Here is a 17980-nt window from a genome sequence, read left to right as displayed (position 1 = left end):
CTACTCCACGATGCGGAACACGCGCACCGGCGCGCCGGGGCTTCCGGCCGTGACGTAGACGAAGTCCCGGCCGGAGCTGCGCAGCACGGCGCTGTCGTAGAGGCGCTGCGCGCCCGCCCCCAGCCCGTTGCCGCCGAGCCCCGGGCAGCTGCCCGCGCCCTGCGCCGCGGCGCAGCCGCCCTGCCCCTCGAAGTCCGCCGCGCTTGCCGGAGCCGCATCCTTGCTGCGGTACACCACGGCACCGCCCGCGTTGTTGAAGCCCACGTAGAGGCGCGTGGTTGAGGCGGCGAGCAGCGTCACCTGCGCGTTGGCCGCGGTGTTGAACTGGCTCAGCGTGAGCGTGCCCGTGGTGTTGGGGGCGAAGAGCTGCCAGTCGCCCGCGTCGCAGTCCGCGAGCGGCGCGACGGTGGCGGGGTTGCACACCCACAGCTGCGGGCCGCTGAGGGTGTTGCGCGCGGCGTAGAGCCGGCCCTGCAGCACGGCGAAGAAGGGCACCGCCTTGTCCGCGGGCTCCAGGTCCGCGCTCCGCGGCAGCTCCTGCGAGACGTGGGCGCCGTAGGCCGCGGCCGTGGGCGTGACGAGCTTCCAGTCCGCGGGAGAGGCCACGTACGAGCGGGGCTCCGCCACGGTGGCGCGCAGCCAGCCGCCGTTGTTCGCGAGGTAGAGCAGCCCGCCGAAGTCCCCGAGCGCGTCGACACCGATGGTGCTGGCGGCGTTCTTCGGGCTGCCGTTCACGCCCATCGTGGGCACATCGTCCAGGTCCAGGTTGAGCGCGTCCGTGCCCCCCACCGCGTCCAGCCCGCCGCCCTGGCCACTGGGGAAGGTGCGCAGCCGGATGAAGTAGGGCCGGTTGCCGCCGTCGTCCGGCAGCCCGAGGTAGAGCGCGCCGTTGACGAAGCGGGCCGAGGACACGCCGCGCGTGGCAGGGCCGGGCGGCGCGTCCTTCAGGTCCACGAAGCTGAAGCGCAGCGGGCCGCTGCTGTCGCGCGTGAGGTACACGTAGTTCCAGTCCCCGGCCGAGCGCCCACCCGCCACGCCGAGGAACTCGCTGCCGCCGCCCACGCCGCTGAAGAAGACGCCGCGCCCGTCCTCGTTGTCCGGCCCGCAGGCGAGCGTGTCCTTCGCGCAGCCGGTGGCGCCGATGGAGGGGTACGGCGCCGCGGCCTTGTTGCTCGTGGCCTTGCCGGTCCCGGGGTCTCTCGGGAGGCTGAAGGCGAGGCTCTGCGCGCCCGTGCCGTCCGCGTTCATCGCCACCGCACCGGTGCCGTTCTTCGAGGGGCCCAGGAGCAGGCGCCCCCCATAGGTGGCGAGGAAGCTGAAGGACGTTCCGTCGGCGAAGGGGTCCGCCGCGAGCTCGCGCACGAGCGAGACGCGGGTGGGCGCGGAGGTGGCCTGCGCCGCGGACACCGCCGCGCCGCTGTTGGTGTCACGTCCCCCCGCGCTCGCAGCGAAGCTCAGGCTGCCCACCTGCTGCGCGCGAAGGCGCCACGTGAAGGTGGCGCTGCTGCCCGCGGCCACCGCGACGCCCGTGGCAGGCGGGGCGCTCAGTTGCGTGACGAGCGCGGGCGCGCTGGGGGCCAGCGCCGTCGGCACGACGTCCGCCGCGTCGGCCTGGCCCGTGTTGCGCACGGTGAGCACCACGTCGAAGGCGTCGCGGAGCTCGACACTCGCGGGCGCGGTGAGGGTCGCGGTGAGCACCGGTGGAGACTGCACCGGGAGCTCGGGCGAGGGGCCCGTGGACAGCGACACGGGCGCGCCGCTCGTCGCGTCCACCGCGCTGCCCGTGGCGCTCAGCGTGGGCCGGCCTGCGGCGTTCGCGTGCACCCCGAAGGTGAAGCGGCGCAGCTGCCCGCCGGGCACGTCCTGGGCCGCGGGGGTGGCCGTCAGCGTCACGGCGCCGCTCGTCGGAACGACGGAGGGCTGCAGTCCCTCTGCCGCGGACTCGCCCGTGTTGCGCACGTCCAGGGACACCTCGAAGTCCTGCCCCACGCTCACCTGCGCGGGCAGCACGAGCGCGCCCTGCAGCGTGGCCGGGACGAGCTCCGTGAGGGGAACCGCCGCGGGCTCGGCCACGAGGGCCGCGCCGCTGAAAGCCTCGCGTGCACTCACGGAGGCGCGCACCTGCGCCTGCCCCGCGGACAGCGCCCGCAGCACGTACTGCACCGTGCGCGCCTCTCCGGCCCCGAGGGTGAAGCCCGCCGCATCCGGCCCGCTGACCCGGACGAGGGCGGCGCTGCCCTCCACCGCGAGGGGCTGGGGCTGCACGTCGAGCGCGCCGAGCTCGCCCACGTTGCGCACGGTGAGCGCCACCGCGACGTTGCTGCCGATGTTCACCGTCTGCGGCGTGAGCGAGAGCGAGGCCTGCAGGACCGCGGGACCGAGCACCCGCAGCGGCGCGAGCGCCGTGCGCGCCGTCACCTCCAGCCCGCTCTCCGCGTCCACGCCGCGCGCCTCCACGAAGAGGCGCACCTCGCCGGGGCTGCGGCCGCGCACCGTCCACGCGCGCTGCACGCTGCCGCCGGCAGCGAGCACCTCCTCACCGGACGCCGCCGCCTCCACGTCCACCGCGCCGGTCCCCTCCTGCACGAGCGTGGCGGAGAGCCCCGTCAGCGCGCCGTCGCCCGCGTTCTCGAGCGTGGCACCGAGCGCCAGCGCCTCTCCCGGAGCGATCGCGCTGCGCGGCAGCTCGGCCTGCGCGGTGAGGCGCGCGAAGGGCTGGTCCACCACCTGGAAGGCCGCCTCCAGGCTGCCCTGCGCTCCGCGGGGCCCCGTCACCGTGAGGCGGTAGAGCCCGGGCGCGAGGCCCGCGGGCACCACCGCCTCCAGGTGCGCGGCGTCGCGCCACACCACCTGCTCGAGCGCCACCGCACCGAGCGCGGCCGCGAAGCGCGCGTCCACCTCCACCGCCTCGCTCCCGCTCAGGTGGCGCACCGCGAGCGGCTCGAAGCGCGCGCCCTCGATGACCACCGGCGTGGCCTGCAGGCTCACGCCGCGCGCCGGGTGCACGGAGGCGGGCGCGGGCGCGTCTCCCCCACCCTGCCCCGCGCAGGCCGCGAGCAGCAGCAGCAGCAGCAGCAGGCCCAGCGCCCGCGGCCCGACGGAGCGCGGTCCGCGCTCAGCGCAGGTCAAGGCGGTACCCCAGCTGGAGGCTCGCGGCGAGGAGGCTGCCGCGCAGGGTGGCGAGCCCCGGGTCGGAGAGCGCCACGGTGCGCAGCTCCACGAAGGGCGCGCCCGGCCCGAGGCGCCGGCTCGCGCCCACCCAGCCCTGCACGCCCAGCGCGCTGCCGGAGGACTGCACCGGGGTGCCGCCGCCGAAGGAGGTGCTCGCGCTCAGCCGCCCCACGCTGGGCCCCGCCCCCACCCACAGCTCGAGGCCCGCGCGCGGCCGCAGCCGGTAGCTGGGCCCGGCGGCGAGCAGCCACGCGTGGGCGCGGGCCTCGAGGCCGGGCGCGACGCTCCCGCCCGCGCCCAGCGGCAGGTAGCCGAGGTCCACGCTCAGGCCCAGGTCCTCGGAGAGCAGCCGCGGCCAGGCGTGCAGCTGCAGGCCCACGGTGGGCGAGCGCACCGTGCCCACGTTGGCGAGCAGCCCCGCGCGCGCGGCGACCGAGAGGCGCGGCCGGTGGGGTCGCAGCCGCAGCGCGCGCTCGGCGAAGAGCGCCCCGGCACGCACCTGCACCTGCGCCGCGCGCTCCTGCGCGAGCGGCTGCGGCACGTAGTGCAGCTCCCAGCCGCCCGCGGCCGTGGGCTGCAGCGCGGGGAGCGGGTCCGTGGGACTCTTCACCTGCGGCGCCTGCTCGCGCACGGGGTTTCCGAAGCGGTCGCGCACCAGCACGCGCAGCACGAGGGGGGTGCGGCCATCCGCCTCCAGCCCGTCCGGCCCGCCCTCCACCGCGAGCTGGGCGGGCTCCGCGGCGCGCAGCGCCACCTCGCGCTGCGTCAGCACGCTGCCGTCCGGCCCCAGCACCTGCATCGCCGCGCGCACCCTGCCCCGGAGGTCCGAGGGAGCGGGCAGTGCGAGCGAGACGGCCTCGGCGCTCGAGCTCTGCAGTGGCCTCGGCGCTCCTTCCGCCCAGCGCAGCTGCAGCGGCGCCGCGACGCGGTTGCCGCCGCGGTCGAAGGCCTCCACCTGCGCGCGCAGGCCCTCCTCGCTGCCGGCCACCAGCACCTCCGGCTGCAGCTGCAGGCGGGCCGTGCGCGCGGGGCCGGGCTCCACCGTCACGCGGGCGCCGAAGGTCTCGCTGCCGTCCTCGGAGTGGCCGCTCAGCGCCACCGCCCCGGCGGGCCCGGGCGGCAGACTCCAGCGCGTCTCGTACACGCCGGGGCCCTGGGGACTCAGGGGCGCGAGCGCGCCGCGCTCCGCCTCCAACACGAAGGCGCCGTCGGTGCGCGGGGTGCCCTCGGGGGTGACGGCGTAGACGCGCACGGGCACCACGGTGTCGGCGTCCGCGCTCACCCGCTCGAGGCCGGGCATCGCGTACACGCGCGGCACCGGCGGCAGCTGCAGGTCCACGCGCTGCTCGCCCGCCCAGCCCTCGCGAAAGCCCGGCGGCACCACCACCGCGACGCGCGCGATGCCCGAGGCGTCCGCCTCCACCGGCCCGAAGCTGTTCTCCCCGATGCGCAGCAGCGTGGACCGGTGCGGCCGGGTGCGCACCTCGGCGCGCCCCTTGCCCCACAGTGGGAGCACCGTCCAGGTGTGCAGCGGGGCCTGCCCGTCCAGCGCCGTCATGGCGATGATCGCCAGCTGCGGGTAGAGCGGCGCGGGCGGGAGGTAGCGCGCCGTCCACTGCCCGGGCGCCACCTCCTGCAGCGCCTCCACGCGGCCGCAGCTCGCCTGCACGCGCACCTCGCGCGCGCCCGCAGGCAGCGTGAGGCTCAGCTGCGCCTCGGCATCCACGCCCAGCTGCAGGTGCTGGAGCGAGGCGCGCACAGAGGCGGCGGGCGGCGCAGCCGCAGCAGGCGTCGCAGAGGGCGGCGCCGCGGGCGCGGGCGTCTCGGACGCCGCCGCTGCAGGCGCGAGCACTGCCTCCTGCGCGCGCGCGGGCAGCGCGAGGGCCGCGAGCAGGCCGATGTGGACGAGGCGGGCGCGCATCACTGGGTCCAGTCGATGCGCACGCTGGCCGTGGGGTCGTCTTCCGGCGCCTGCGTGAGGCAGGCGATGCGCTGCTCGCGCGTCTTGCCGCGCGGGTCCTTCACCACCAGCAGGGCCTCGCGCGCGCTGCCGCGCTGCGGGAGCGTGAGGCGGAAGCGGCCGTCGGCGACGACCGCCATGGGCTCGCCATCCACGAGCAACTCGCTGCCCGGCTCCACGCGCCCCTCCACCACCGCGCAGGCGCCGGACCGCTGCGCGGTGCGCGCCACCGAGAGCAGCACGTCCAAGGGGATGGCGGTGGGCGCCTGCGGGGCGCCGCCCTTCACCACCACCGCCTGCTGGCCCTCGCGCACCTGCACCTCGCGGCCGGCCGCCGAGAGGTTGACGAGGCCGCGCTCGGCGGCCACCGCCACCACGGTGCCCGAGGCGAGCATCCAGAAGCGCGCGCCGCTGGCCTGGGCCACCGCGCCGCTGTCGCTCTCGATGCGCACCTCGCGCGCGCCCTCGGGTGCGTAGTCCACCTGCACGCGGCCGCGGGTGAGGCGGAAGCGGTGGGAGGCGCGGGTGAGCCCGCCCACCTGCAGCTCGGAGCGCTCGGGCAGCACGAGTCGCGCCCCCTCGCCGCCCACCGACAGCTCTGCGTGCGCGCGCGCCGCGGTGCGCAGGGTCTGCTCCGGCGCCACCACCTCGCCCACGCGCACCGGCTGCCAGCGGCCCGCCGCGCCGCGCTCCACGGTGCCCTCCAGCGCCGTCACCACCAGCTCGGGCTTCGCGGAAGGCGCGGCCTGCGCGACCGGGGGCACCGGCGAGGGCGAGAGCGCGGGCCCTCCCTCGGGCTCCGCCACGAAGCGGCGGAAGGTCCAGAGTCCGAGCAGCGCCACCGCCAGCAGGCACACCGCGGAGAGCGCGAGCAGCCGCCCGGCCCCGCTCCCATCCTTTCGCGTGCCGGGGCTCATCGCGGCACCTGGGGGCCCAGCGCGAGCGCGAGCGCCACCTGCAGCGTCTCGGGGAGCGCGGCCCGGGGCAGCTCCGCGCAGGCGCCGGCGGAGAGCACCGCGGCCGCCTCGCGCTCGCTCGCGCCCTCGCGCTGCACCACCAGCTGCAGCCTGCGGCCGGCCGCCTGCGCGCGCCACAGCGCGAGCAGGGCGGGCGGCGTGAGGCTGCCCGCGCCCACCACCAGCGCGTGCGGCCCCGCGGCGAGCGCCTCCTCCACGCCCGGGGCCTGCACCACCGCGCGCTGCAGGGCCTCGAGCGCCGCGCCCACCGCGCGCCGCTGCGCCTCCTCGCGCAGCACCACGGCCACGGGCCCGCGCGGCTCGGAGCCAGCGGGCCCAGAGGACGCAGCGGCCGCGAGGCGCTGGCGGCGGCGCGCCACGGCGGCGCGCAGGCGCAGGCCGAGCGCCTCCAGGTCGAAGGGCTTGGTGAGGTAGTCCTCGGCCCCCAGCTCGCGCAGGCGCTGGGCACTGTCCGCCGAGCCGTACGCCGTCACCATCACCACCGCCATGTGCGGGGCGAGCTGGCGCGCGCGGCCCGCGAGCTCCAGCCCGTCCATGCCGGGCATGTTCTTGTCCGTGAGCAGCAGGTCGAAGCGCGCGGTGCCCAGCTGCGCCAGGGCGCCCTCGCCCGAGGGCGCGGTCGCCACCTGCATGCCCTCCTCCTCGAGCAGCTGCTGGTACACCTGCAGCAGCACCTCCTCGTCGTCCACCACCAGCACCCGCAGCGGGCCCTGGGCGGGCACGGCTTCCGCCACGGCCTCCTCGGGCGGCGCGTCCGCGCTGGGCAGGTGGATGGCGAACTCGGTGCGCGCCCACGCGAGGCGCAGCGGGTCTCCTGGCTGCACGAGGCAGATGCTCCCGCCCGCGGAGGCGAGCATGTGCCGCGCGACGCTCAGGCCCAGGCCGCTGCCCTTGCCGGGCGGCTTCGTGGTGAAGCGCGGCTCGAAGATGCTCTCCGCGAGGTCAGGTGGGATTCCGGGGCCCTCGTCGCTCACGCGCACCTCGAGCGCGCCGTCCGCAAGCGTGAGCGTGCGCAGTGCGAGCCGGCCGGTGCCGCCCGCCTCCGCGAGCGCGTCCAGGGCGTTCGCCAGCACGTTGGTGAGCGCGTGCACCAGGGCGGTGGGCGTGCCGCGCGCGCGCCGGCCCGGCTCGTCTCCCTCCACCGTGAAGCGCGGGCCCAGCTTGCGCAGCTGGAAGCGCAGCAGCATCAGCGCGCGCCCCATCGCCTCGTGCACCTCGAAGGGCGCGGGCTGCACCATCTCCGGGTGGAGGAACTCCTCGTAGTTGCGGAACAGCTCCTCGAGCCTTCCCAGCTGCCCCTTCACCAGCGACCACTCCTCGAGGCCCGAGAGGCTCTCGCCCAGGCGGCGCTCGAGGAACTGCAGCCCCGCCTTGATGCCCAGCAGCGGGTGGCGCATCTCGTGGACGAGCCCGGGCGTGAGCAGGTCCAGGCCCTCGGCATTGGGGGGAGGAGGCATGGGGGGGCGCTGGCTCACTGGAGGTGTGCTCCTTCCGCCGCCTGGGGAAGCAGCACGGTGAAGGTGGAGCCCACCCCCTCGGTGCTCTCCACGCGGATGCGGCCGTGGTGGGCGTCGACGATCTGGTGGCAGAGCGAGAGCCCCAGCCCCAGGCGGTTCGACTCGGCCTTGGTGGTGAAGAAGGGATCGAAGATGCGCTCGCGCAGCCGCTCCGGGATGCCGCAGCCGGTGTCGGCCACCCAGAGGCGCAAGGCCCCGGGCGCGCCCGCGCCGCAGCCCACCGTGAGCTGCCCGCCGCGCTCCTGCATGGCGGTGAGCGCGTTCTGCACGAGGTGGGTGACGAGCTGCTTGAGGCTCTCCGGGTGGCCCTCCACCTCGAGCGCGTCCTCCCCCACGTCTCCGGTCTGCTCTTCAGGCAGCTCGAGCACGAGCGAGACGTTGGGGCGCGCGTCGAGCGCGGGCTGCAGCTCCTCGAGCGCGGCGCGCACCGGCTGCAGGAGGCTGAAGCGCACGCCGGCGCCCTGGCGCTCCTGGTCCACCATCTCGCGCACGCGCCGCGCGATGGTGGCGATGCGCTGGGCCTGCTCGAGCAGCGCGGAGATCATCTTCTCGCCCGGCGGCCCCTTCACCTCGCGGCGCAGGAGCCCCGCGAGCCCGATGACGCCGGTGAGGGGGTTGTTCAGCTCGTGGGCCACGCCGGCCGCGAGCGAGCCCAGGCCGGCGAGGTGGCGGCTGCGGGCCACCTGCGCGTGCGCCTCCTGCAGCTCGCGCGTCTTCTCGTCCACGCGCTGCTGCAGCTGCTCGCCCCAGGTGCGGATCTCCCCGTCGCGCCGGCGCACCTCCTGGGCCATGTGCGCGAGCGCGCGCCCGAGCTGCCCCACCTCGTCCGAGGAGGTGACGGGCACGGGGGTGTCGTAGCGGCCCTCGCCCAGCGCCTCCACCGCGCCCGCGAGCCGCGCGAGCGGGGCGCTCACCTCGCGCGCTAGCACGAGGCCCAGCGCGGCGGCGGCGAGCAGCGCGAGCGCGGTGCCGAAGAGCGTGTAGCGGCGCACGCTCTGCGCCGGTCCGTAGGCCACTTCGGCGCTGCGGGTGACGAGCACACCCCAGCCCAGGTCCGGCACCGGTGCGAAGGCGGCGAGCCACTCGCGCCCCGCGGCGTCCTGCACCGCGCGCATCGCGGGCGCCTGGTCGCGCAGGCCCACGCGCACCAGCGCGAGCTCGCCCTCGCTCAGCGCGCCCTCGCCGGAAGCGCCCGCCGTCACACGCGTCACCGGCGCGCCGCTCGCATCCACCAGCAGCGCGCGGCCGCCGCTGCCGGCCGCCTCGCGCAGCCGCTCGCCCAGCTGCTGCAGCGCGAGCTCCGCCACCAGCAGGCGCGCCGGGGCCTCGCCGTCCGTCCCCAGGCGCACCGCGAGCGCCACGCGCGCGTCCGCCGCGCCGGGCGGGGCGTAGGGAGGGCCCACGGCGGCGCGGCTCGCCATCGCGGCCGTGAAGGGCACGTGGCTGGAGAAGGCCTCCAGCGCGCCCGCATCCATGGCGGTGCGGCCGGGCACGGGCCGCTCGACGGGCGTGTACACCGCGGGCGCCACGGCGTTGCCGCGCCCGTCCAGCACGGCGAGCGCACTCACCGCGCGCAGCTGGCGGTAGGGGATGGCGAGCACGGAGCCCACCTGCTCCGGCTGCAGGCGCTCGAGGCCGAGGTAGTCGCCGGAGGCGCGCAGGTCGTCCACGCCGCGCAGCACGTCGCGCCCCGTGGAGCGCGCGATGTCCACCGCCGCCTGCAGCTGCAGCCGCCCCGCCGTCTCGCGCAGGTGGTCGCGGTTCGCGAAGAAGGTGAAGAGGCCGAGGAGCAGCACCGGGCCCACTCCGGTCACCACCAGCACGAGCAGGAGTTTGAGGCGGAAGGACATGGGGGCCCGGGCTGCGGCGGAGGGCGCGGTGCGCGGGGAAGACGCACGGGGAGCACGCCCAGCCCTGTTTTATAGCCCGACTGCAGCCTTGTGCCCTTGCGGTAGCACCTCTCCCTACAAGGTAGGTCAACACTTCCCCGCCTCCGGGATCAGGGACCTACCTCGGCGCCCTCTCGGACGAGGCGAGCGGCTCGGGCACGACGCCGCCCAGGTGCCGCAGCTTCTCGCGGTCGAGCTCACCCTCCCAGGCGCTCACCACCAGGGTCGCCACCCCGTTGCCCACCAGGTTCGTGAGCGCGCGGCACTCGCTCATGAACTTGTCGATGCCCAGCACCAGCGCCATCGCGGCCACGGGCACCGGGTTGTTGGGGATGGCGGCCAGCGTCGCCGCGAGCGTGATGAAGCCCGCGCCCGTCACGCCCGAGGCGCCCTTGGAGGTGAGCATCGCCACCAGGATGATGGTCGCGTACTGACCGAAGGTCAGGTGCGCGCCCACCGCCTGCGCGAGGAACAGGGTGGCCAAGGTCATGTAGATGTTCGTGCCGTCCAGGTTGAAGCTGTAGCCGGTGGGGATGACCAGCCCCACCACCGACTCGGAGGCCCCCGCAGCCTCCATCTTCAGCATCATCTGCGGCAGCACCGTCTCCGAGGACGAGGTGCCCAGCACGATGAGCAGCTCGTCCTTGATGTACGCGATGAAGCGGAAGATGGAGAAGCCGACGAGCCGCGCGATGACGCCGAGCACCACGACGACGAAGAGCGCGCTCGCCGCGTAGAAGGTCAGCACCAGCCCCACCAGGTTGCCCAGCTTCCCGATGCCGTACTGGCCGATGGTGAAGGCCATGGCGCCGAAGGCCCCCAGGGGCGCGAGCTTCACCACCAGCCCGATGATGCGGAAGAAGATCTGCCCCGCCGTGTGGATGGCCCGCGTCACCGGCGCGGCGTGCTCTCCCATCCGGGTGATGACCACGCCGGTGAGGATGGCGACGAGCAAGACCTGGAGGAGTTCACCTCCCGCGAGCGCATCGAAGTAGCTCTTCGGGATGATGGCGAGCACGTGCGCCACCGGCGTCATCTTCGCCGCGGCGCTCGCGTAGGTGGCCACCGCAGTGGGGTCCAGCGTCTTCGGGTCCGCGCCGAAGCCCGCGCCCGGCTTCACCAGCTCGCCCACGAGGATGCCCGCGAGCAGCGCGAGCGTGGACACCGCCTCGAAGTAGAGCAGCGCCTTGAGCCCCACGCGCCCCACCCGCTTGAGGTCTCCCATCGAGGCGATGCCGTGCACGATGGTGCAGAAGATGACCGGGGCGATCATCATCTTGATGAGGGCGATGAACGCGTCCCCCAGCCACTTGAGGCTCTTGGCCGTCTCGGGCGCGAGCGCGCCCAGCAGCACGCCGAGCGCGATGGCCACCAGCACCTGCACGTAGAGCTGCCGGTACCAGGGAAGACGGCGGAGCGGCGCCGCTCCCGCCCCTGCTGCGTGCACGCTGCCCATGGCGTCTCACTCCCGGTTGGATGACCGGGGGTGATTGTTGCCATCAGCGGGACTCGCCACAAGGGCGGCGTTCCTCCCAGAGCCCTGGAGCGCCGCCGCTCAACCTCCCGGGTGGTACTCGCGCTCGGTGTGGGCGTGCAGCTGCGCGCGGGTGAAGTACACCTCGCGCAGGTCGCCGCTCGCGTAGCGGCCCGCCTGGTCGTTGAAGTGCGGGGACTTCGGGTCGCCGCTCTCGCCGCCCGCCGTGACGGCGCGCGCGCGCGGCCCCTCGGGGGTGAACTCCACCACCGCCACGAAGCTGTTGCCGCTGGTGCCGTACATGCGCTTCGTGCCCGGGTAGGTGCGCGCGCCGAAGGAGGCCAGCGAGCCCCACTGCGCGCTGGTGAAGGGCACCGGGATGCTCGGGCCCTTGTCGTCGAAGGGCTGCACGATGTCCCCGGTGAGGCGCTGGAAGCGGTTGATGTCCCCCCACGCCGTGCGCCAGGTGCCGAAGTCCGCCTTCAGCCGCTCGCAGGCGCCCGCGAGCGCCTGCAGCTGCTGCCCAGGGCTCGTGTGCGCAGGCAGGTAGCGGTACATCGGGATGCCCTCCTTCTCCGCCTGCGCCTTCACGCCCTGCCACAGCTCCTGACCCCAGTAGACGGCGAGCGAGGTGGGCACGGACGCGGCCGACCAGCGGAAGTCCCAGGTGCGCAGCAGCGCCACCGGCTCGGCGAGCCGCGCGCGCAGGGGGTCCGTCGCGGGCAGCGCCTCCCACGCGGCGACCAGCTTCGGCACGTTCTCGGCGAAGTACGGCAGCCAGGAGTCGAACGCCGCCGCGAGCAGCGAGTCGAGCGTGAAGTCCTTCTTCCCCTCGAGCACGCGCACCGCGTGCACGCCGCGCGGGTTCTCGCCGAAGGTGTCCATGTAGCGCGGGAACTGGGCCTGCTTCGGGCTGTAGGGCCCGGCGGAGGTGTAGGGCCAGTTGTTGGTGTTCTGGATCCACCCGTTGGGCGGGTTGAGCAGGTGCGGGCTGTCCTCGATGCCGTGCGGGGCGCCCCACTCGGTGCGCGGGTCGCTGCCGTCCACGGGCTTCGTCCAGTCGAACTGGTCGTCGCGCCTGGGGACGAACTGCGGGTGGAAGTAGGCGATGTTGCCGTCCGCGTCCGCGTACACGGTGTTGTTGGACGAGTTGGCGTGCAGGTCCATCGCCTTGCGGAAGGCCTTCAGGTCGCGCGCCTTGGTGCGCAGGTAGCTCTGGCTCAGCGCCTCCACGGGCCGCTGCATGAGGCGGATGCTCACCCACGTGCCGTCCTGCGAGCGCACGATGGGGCCGTGGTGCGTGCGGTACACGGTCACCTCGCGCGAGGCCGTCGCGCCCGCCGCCGTGCGGTACGGCACGCGAATGCGCTCGCTCACCAGCAGGCGCAGCGCCTTGCCGTAGCGGTAGTAGAGCTTCTCGCCCTTGCGCACGACGGCCTCCGCGTACTCGTCCACCGCGTCCGCGCCGCTCGAGGTGTGCATCCACCCGAGCCGGTCGTTGAAGCCCTGGTAGACGAAGAACTGCCCCCAGGTGGAGGCGCCGTAAGCATTGAGCCCCTGCTCGCTCACCACCTGCGCCTCGGAGCGGAAGAAGAAGGAGGTGTGCGGGTTGATGAGTAGCAGCGCGTGCTTCGCGGCGGTGTTCGCGGGCGCGATGGCGAAGCCGTTGGAGCCCGAGGGCTCCTTCAGCTTCGCGTCAGCGGCCGCGGGCTCGGGACGCTTCGTGCCCTCGCCGTAGAAGGCCTCCAGCTCCGCGAGCGACACGCGCTCGATGTCCCCGCCGATGCTGCCCTCGCTGAAGGCGAGCGGCATCCACGGCTCGAAGCGGGTGAGCACGCGCGGCTTCACCTGCGGGTGCGTGGCGAGGAAGTAGTTGAGCCCGTCTGCCCACCCGCGGCACAGCGCCTGCAGCCACGCGGGCGCCTTCGCGTACTCGGCCTGCAGCAGCTTCGGGTCGATGAAGAGCTTCATGCGCAGGTCCTGCCAGACCTTCGCCTCGCCCTCGGCCTCGGCGAGCCGCCCCAGCGCGTTGAGGTAATTCGTCTCCACGCGGTTGAAGTCGTCCTCGGCCTGCGCGTACATCATCCCGAAGACCGCGTCCGCGTCGCTCTTGCCGTACACGTGCGCGATGCCCCAGTCGTCCCGGACGATGGTGACGTCCTTCGCCTGCTTCGCCCAGCGCGCAGCGTCCTCCGTCTTCGCGTGGGCGTGCAGCGGGAGGAGCAGCAGCAGGGCCGAGGCCAGCAGAGCGGGGAGCGTTCGCATGGGTGGCGCGGGACGCTAGCGCGCGGGGGCCGCCGCACCAATGCCGTGGCGAACGCTGCCGTCCTCTCCGCAGCTTTCGCGCTGGCCAACCCGCGCGGTCCGTGGCTTCAAGAGAGGCAGGAGGAGCGAATGGACTACGTGAAGCTGGGCCGCACCGGCCTCGAGGTCTCGCGGCTGTGCCTCGGGTGCATGACCTATGGCGAGCCGAACCGGGGCAACCACACCTGGACCCTGAACGAGGAGAAGAGCCGCCCTTTCCTGCGCCAGGCGGTGGAGGCGGGCATCAACTTCTTCGACACCGCGAACGTGTACTCGGACGGCACGTCGGAGGAGTTCCTCGGCCGCGCGCTGAAGGAGTACGCGCGGCGCGAAGAGGTGGTCATCGCCACCAAGGTGCACGGCCGCATGCGCCCCGGGCCCAACGGTGCGGGGCTCTCGCGCAAGAGCATCATGACCGAGCTCGACGCGAGCCTGCGCCGCCTGGGCACGGACTACGTGGACCTGTACCAGATCCACCGCTTCGACCCCGAGACCCCCATCGAGGAGACGCTCGAGGCGCTGCACGACGTGGTGAAGGCCGGCAAGGTGCGCTACCTCGGGGCCTCCTCGATGCACGTGTGGCAGTTCATGAAGATGCTGCAGACGTCCGAGCGTCACGGCTGGACGCGCTTCGTCTCCATGCAGAACTACCTGAACCTCCTCTACCGCGAGGAGGAGCGCGAGATGCTCCCGCTGTGCGCGGCGGAGGGCATCGGCGTCATCCCGTGGAGCCCGCTCGCGCGCGGCCGCCTCACCCGTCCCTGGGACGAGGCGACGGAGCGCTCGCGCACCGACCAGTTCGGCAAGACGCTCTACCGCGCCAGCGAGGCGGCGGACCGCCAGGTGGTGGAGCGCGTGGCGAAGGTGGCCGAGGCGCGCGGCGTGCCCCGGGCGCAGGTGGCGCTCGCGTGGGTGCTCTCGAAGCCCGAGGTGACCGCGCCCATCGTGGGCGCCTCCAAGCCGGGACACCTCGAGGACGCGCTCGCCGCGCTGAAGCTGAAGCTGACGAAGGAGGAGCTCAAGCAGCTGGAGGAGCCGTACGTACCGCACGCGGTGGTCGGCTTCAGCTGAGGGCGCTGCGCCTTGCCAGCCCCCTGCGGACGGCCGAGGCTCCCAATCCATGCGCCCCTTCCTCACCGCCCGCTGGCAGGACCTGCTGCTCGTCACCTGGCCCGTGCCCGATGCGCTCCTGCAGCCGCACCTGCCGGCGGGCCTCGAGCTCGACCGGCACGAGGGCCAGGCGCTGGTGAGTCTCGTGGCCTTCGACTTCACGGACACGCGGGTGCTGGGCGTCCCCTGGCCCGGCTACACGCGCTTTCCGGAGCTGAACCTGCGCTTCTACGTGCGTGAGGGCGGGCGGCGCGGCGTGTGCTTCCTGCGCGAGTACGTCCCGAGCCGGCTCGTCGCGGGCCTCGCGCGCGTGCTCTACAACGAGCCCTACCGCGCGGTGCCGTACCGGCGGGAGGCAGGGGCGCACGTCCTGGAGGTGGGCCGGAGGCGCCACCGCATCGGGTGGCGCGCGCAGGGACCGCTCTGCACGCCGCCCGAGGACTCGCTCGCGCACTTCCTCAAGGAGCACGCGTGGGGCTTCGGCCAGACGCGTGGTGGGACGCTGCAGCGCTACGAGGTGCGGCACCCGGTGTGGCGGACCTGGGAGCAGGTAGAGCCGCAGCTCGACGTGGATCTCGGCCTCCTCTATGGAGAGAAGTGGGCGGTGCTGCAGGACGCCCCGCCCCTCTCGGTCATCGCCGCCGAGGGCTCGGCCATCCGCGTCTTCCCGGCCGGCCGCACCTGATCCGCACGCACTCTGCTCCGCGCGCAGCGCCTCGAGCGGGTCCACCCACGCTAAGGCCGCGCCCGGCGCCGCAGCAGCGGCACGCACAGCAGGGCGAGCAGCGCCGCGAGCCCGGGCGCCGCGCCGCAGCCCGAAGACCCGCCGTCCGGCACCGAGCCTCCGCTGCCCGGAGGCGTCACGCCGCCGCCCCCGCCGGGGGTGCCCGCATCGCTCCCCGTGCCGGCGTCCGGCGCACCGGCCGCCGCGCAGTCGCCGAGCGAGCTCTCCAGCGCGCCCAGCGTGAAGTTGCCCGAGGAGGGCCGGGCGCGCGCGCAGGAGTCGTCCGTCACCGTGGCGCGCGGCGCCGCGGCGCCGATGAGCTGCGAGACGTTGCCCTTGAGGTGCAGGTCTCCGGCGAGCGGCGCCTGGTACCAGCTGGACCAGGTGGCATCGGCCACGTTCATCAGGTTGGTGCCCGCGGTGGAGCTCGCCCCATCGCGGTTGCGGACGACGGAGCTCATCACGTTGCCGTGGGCCTCACCGGTGGAGGACGCGTAGCGGTAGTCCACGCCTCCCGTCTTGATGAAGGTGTTGAAGAGCACCTTCGTGTTCGCGGCCTTGTTCAGGTACACGGCCACGTCCGAGCAGTTGACGACGACGTTGTTGCGCATCATGCCGTCCGAGTGCTCCGGGTCGCAGGGCGTGTTCGCATCGAAGGCCGGCGCGCAGAACGCGGGGCCCGTGCCGCCACCGCCGAAGGACAGGCCGATGCGCACGTAGCCCGGGGCGGCGTCCTTCGTGCAGATGACGAGGTTGCGCTCGAAGACGCCGCGCTTGCCGCCGCTCTTCATGAAGGCGCCGTAGGAGATGGTGTCGCCCTGGGCCTTGGCGAAGTCGTGCAGGGAGTTGTCGCGCACGACCCAGTCGTCGCCGGTGTCGATGTTCAGCTTCGTCACCGGGTTGGAGGTGTTGCGCGGGCGGGTGTCGTACACCTCGTTGCGCTCGACGAGGCCGCGGTGCGGCATCTCCCAGACGCCGCTGCCGTTCTTGGCCGCGTTCACCTTGAGCTGCGCGTTGAAGTTGCGCACGCGGCTGTCGCGCAGGACGAAGTTCTCCGCGTGCCCGGTGACGTGGAAGGCGTGCTCGCAGTTGGTGTCCACGGCGCACACGCCCTCGACGTCCAGGCCCTCGAAGGTCCACGAGCGCCCGCTCACCTTGAAGCCCTCCAGGGTGTTGAAGCGCACGTGCGCCGCGTGCTTGTTCGCCGCGCGCACGGTGATGGGCTGCGCGCTGCTGCCCTCGGCGGCGCAGCTGAGGCTGGCGCTCAGGTCGTAGGTGCCGTCCGCGAGCACGATGACGTCGCCCGCCTGTGCGGAGGCGAGCGCCGACTGCAGCTCGGCGACGGTGGAGACGTTCTTCTCGGCGGCAGCGGCGGGCGCGGCCGCCAGGAGCAGGAGGACGGGGAGGGAGCGCATGTGCCCGCATCCTAGGCGGGCGCGTCGGGGAGCGGCACAGCGAGCGCTGGCGCCGCAAAAGTGCAGGGCTGCTGCCGGTCAGAACAGCTCGTTGAACAGGTACCAGGCGTTGTCCTTGAGCTTGTGCCCGAGGCCGCGGCGGGCCCAGCGCTCGAGCTGCAGCTCCTGCGCGCGCGCCACGTACTTCTCGAAGATGCCGTCCAGCCGCTCGGCGAGCGCGCGGTCGCGGATGCCGAGCGTGAGCTCGTCGTTGGTCTCGAAGGAGCGGTCGTCGAAGTTGCTCGAGCCGATGGCGCTCCACACGCCGTCCACCGTCATGATCTTCTGGTGCAGCAGCGTGTGGGGGTACTCGAAGAGGCGCACCCCGCAGCGCAAGAGCTTCTCGAAGTTGCGGTGCCCCGCGTGCTGCACCATGGAGCTGTCGGAGGCGCCCGCGGAGGGCATCAGCACGCGCACGTCCACGCCGCGCTTCACCGCGTCGCCGAAGGCGTCGATCGCGTCCGGCTCGGGGATGAAGTAGGGGTTCTGGATCCACAGCCGCTTGCGCGCGAGGCAGATGGCGGTGTGGTGGAGGATCTTCACCGCGGGCGCCGAGTTCTCGGGCTTGGCGAACGCCGCGTGGATGACCACGTCCCCCTGGGGCCCGAGCTCCGGGAACACGGCCTCGCCCACGAAGAGCTCGCCGGTCTCGCCGGCCCAGTTCTCGCTGAAGCAGCCCTGCACGCTGTGCACGATGGGGCCGTGCAGGTGCACGCTCACGTCCCCGTAGTGCACGCCGTCCTCGGCGTTGCCCAGCCACGTGTCCACGATGCAGTGGCCGCCCACGAAGGCCTCGCGCCCGTCGACCACGCACAGCTTGCGGTGGTCGCGGTCGTTCATCACGCCCAGGTTGCGCAGCGAGCGCTTGTGGAAGAGCTGCACCTTGCACCCGGACGCGCGCATCAGCTTCAGCGCGTCCTTGCCCGCCCCCCTCGAGCCGTTCGCATCCAGCAGCACCCGCACCTGCTTGCCCGCCAGCGCGCGCTCGCTCAGCGCCTGCGCGAGCCGTGCGCCCAGCGTGCCCTCCTTCCAGAGGAAGGTCTCGAAGTGCACCGAGTGCTCGGCGGCGCGGATGCGCTCGAGCAGCACGTCGAAGAAGTGGCCGTTCTCCAGCACCTCCACCCGGTTGCCGCCCACCGCCGTGCCCAGCGTCAGCCCGGAGAGCGAGGAGACGAGCGTGTCGATCGCCTGGTCGCAGTGCAGGTGCAGGTTGGGGTCGCGGTGCTGGCGGATGGACCAGATGACGAGGAGCAGCACCGCGAGCACCACGGCGCTCACGACCCAGGCGGCGGGGGACATCTCGAGGTGCGCGTCCATGGGCGGTGGACTCCGGCGGCGGGTGGGCGGCCACGGCGCCGCCGCCGCGCACGATGCCGGTTCCCCGGACGGCACTGCGCCCC

Annotated in this window: 11 protein-coding genes; 2 read left to right on the top strand and 9 right to left on the bottom strand. The window is 74.1% G+C overall.

All coding sequences use genetic code 11. From position 1 onward, the window contains the following. From FGE12_RS06470 to FGE12_RS06440, 7 genes are all read right to left on the bottom strand, one after another. A complete protein-coding gene (locus tag FGE12_RS06470) occupies positions 1-3129 on the bottom strand; it encodes a hypothetical protein (RefSeq protein WP_153865456.1) in 3129 nt (1042 codons plus the stop codon). Beyond that, positions 3116-5092 (bottom strand): hypothetical protein, encoded by a 1977-nt coding sequence (locus FGE12_RS06465; RefSeq protein WP_153865455.1) that lies wholly within the window; start codon positions 5090-5092, stop codon positions 3116-3118. Before FGE12_RS06465 ends, FGE12_RS06470 begins: the two co-directional genes overlap by 14 nt. Beyond that, complete coding sequence (locus tag FGE12_RS06460) at positions 5092-6048, bottom strand: FecR domain-containing protein (protein ID WP_153865454.1); 957 nt, start codon at positions 6046-6048, stop codon at positions 5092-5094. The genes FGE12_RS06465 and FGE12_RS06460 overlap by 1 nt, the downstream gene beginning before the upstream one ends. Further along, positions 6045-7565 carry a response regulator gene (locus FGE12_RS29990; protein WP_194797638.1) on the bottom strand — a complete coding sequence of 507 codons (1521 nt, stop codon included), beginning with the start codon at positions 7563-7565 and terminating at the stop codon, positions 6045-6047. The genes FGE12_RS06460 and FGE12_RS29990 overlap by 4 nt, the downstream gene beginning before the upstream one ends. A gap of 14 nt (positions 7566-7579) precedes the next feature. Then, positions 7580-9475 carry an ATP-binding protein gene (locus FGE12_RS06450; RefSeq protein ID WP_153865453.1) on the bottom strand — a complete coding sequence of 632 codons (1896 nt, stop codon included), beginning with the start codon at positions 9473-9475 and terminating at the stop codon, positions 7580-7582. A gap of 157 nt (positions 9476-9632) precedes the next feature. After that, positions 9633-10970, bottom strand: coding sequence for a C4-dicarboxylate transporter DctA (gene dctA / locus FGE12_RS06445; protein ID WP_153865452.1), 1338 nt, complete (start codon positions 10968-10970; stop codon positions 9633-9635). 99 nt (positions 10971-11069) lie between these two features. Then, positions 11070-13253, bottom strand: a complete 2184-nt coding sequence (locus tag FGE12_RS06440; protein WP_153865451.1) for an acylase — start codon at positions 13251-13253, stop codon at positions 11070-11072. Positions 13254-13382: 129 nt separating this feature from the next. Here FGE12_RS06440 and FGE12_RS06435 point away from each other — a divergent pair, with 129 nt between their 5' ends. Beyond that, positions 13383-14363, top strand: a complete 981-nt coding sequence (locus FGE12_RS06435) for an aldo/keto reductase (protein WP_153865450.1) — start codon at positions 13383-13385, stop codon at positions 14361-14363. A 49-nt stretch (positions 14364-14412) separates the two neighbouring features. Next, entirely contained in the window at positions 14413-15087 is a 675-nt protein-coding gene (locus FGE12_RS06430; RefSeq protein ID WP_153865449.1) for a YqjF family protein, read from the top strand. Between the two features lie 50 nt (positions 15088-15137). On the opposite strand, the gene FGE12_RS06425 is transcribed toward FGE12_RS06430, so the two are convergent. Together FGE12_RS06425 and FGE12_RS06420 are read right to left on the bottom strand one after the other, a co-directional pair. Further along, positions 15138-16541, bottom strand: a complete 1404-nt coding sequence (locus tag FGE12_RS06425) for a chondroitinase-B domain-containing protein (RefSeq protein ID WP_153865448.1) — start codon at positions 16539-16541, stop codon at positions 15138-15140. Between the two features lie 78 nt (positions 16542-16619). Beyond that, positions 16620-17897 carry a phosphatidylserine/phosphatidylglycerophosphate/cardiolipin synthase family protein gene (locus tag FGE12_RS06420; RefSeq protein WP_153865447.1) on the bottom strand — a complete coding sequence of 426 codons (1278 nt, stop codon included), beginning with the start codon at positions 17895-17897 and terminating at the stop codon, positions 16620-16622. Positions 17898-17980: the final 83 nt, after the last annotated feature.

The sequence above is a fragment of the Aggregicoccus sp. 17bor-14 genome (assembly GCF_009659535.1).
Lineage (GTDB): Bacteria > Myxococcota > Myxococcia > Myxococcales > Myxococcaceae > Aggregicoccus.
The sequence above is the reverse complement of the archived record's forward strand: the minus strand, read 5'-3'. Positions and strand labels throughout refer to the sequence as shown.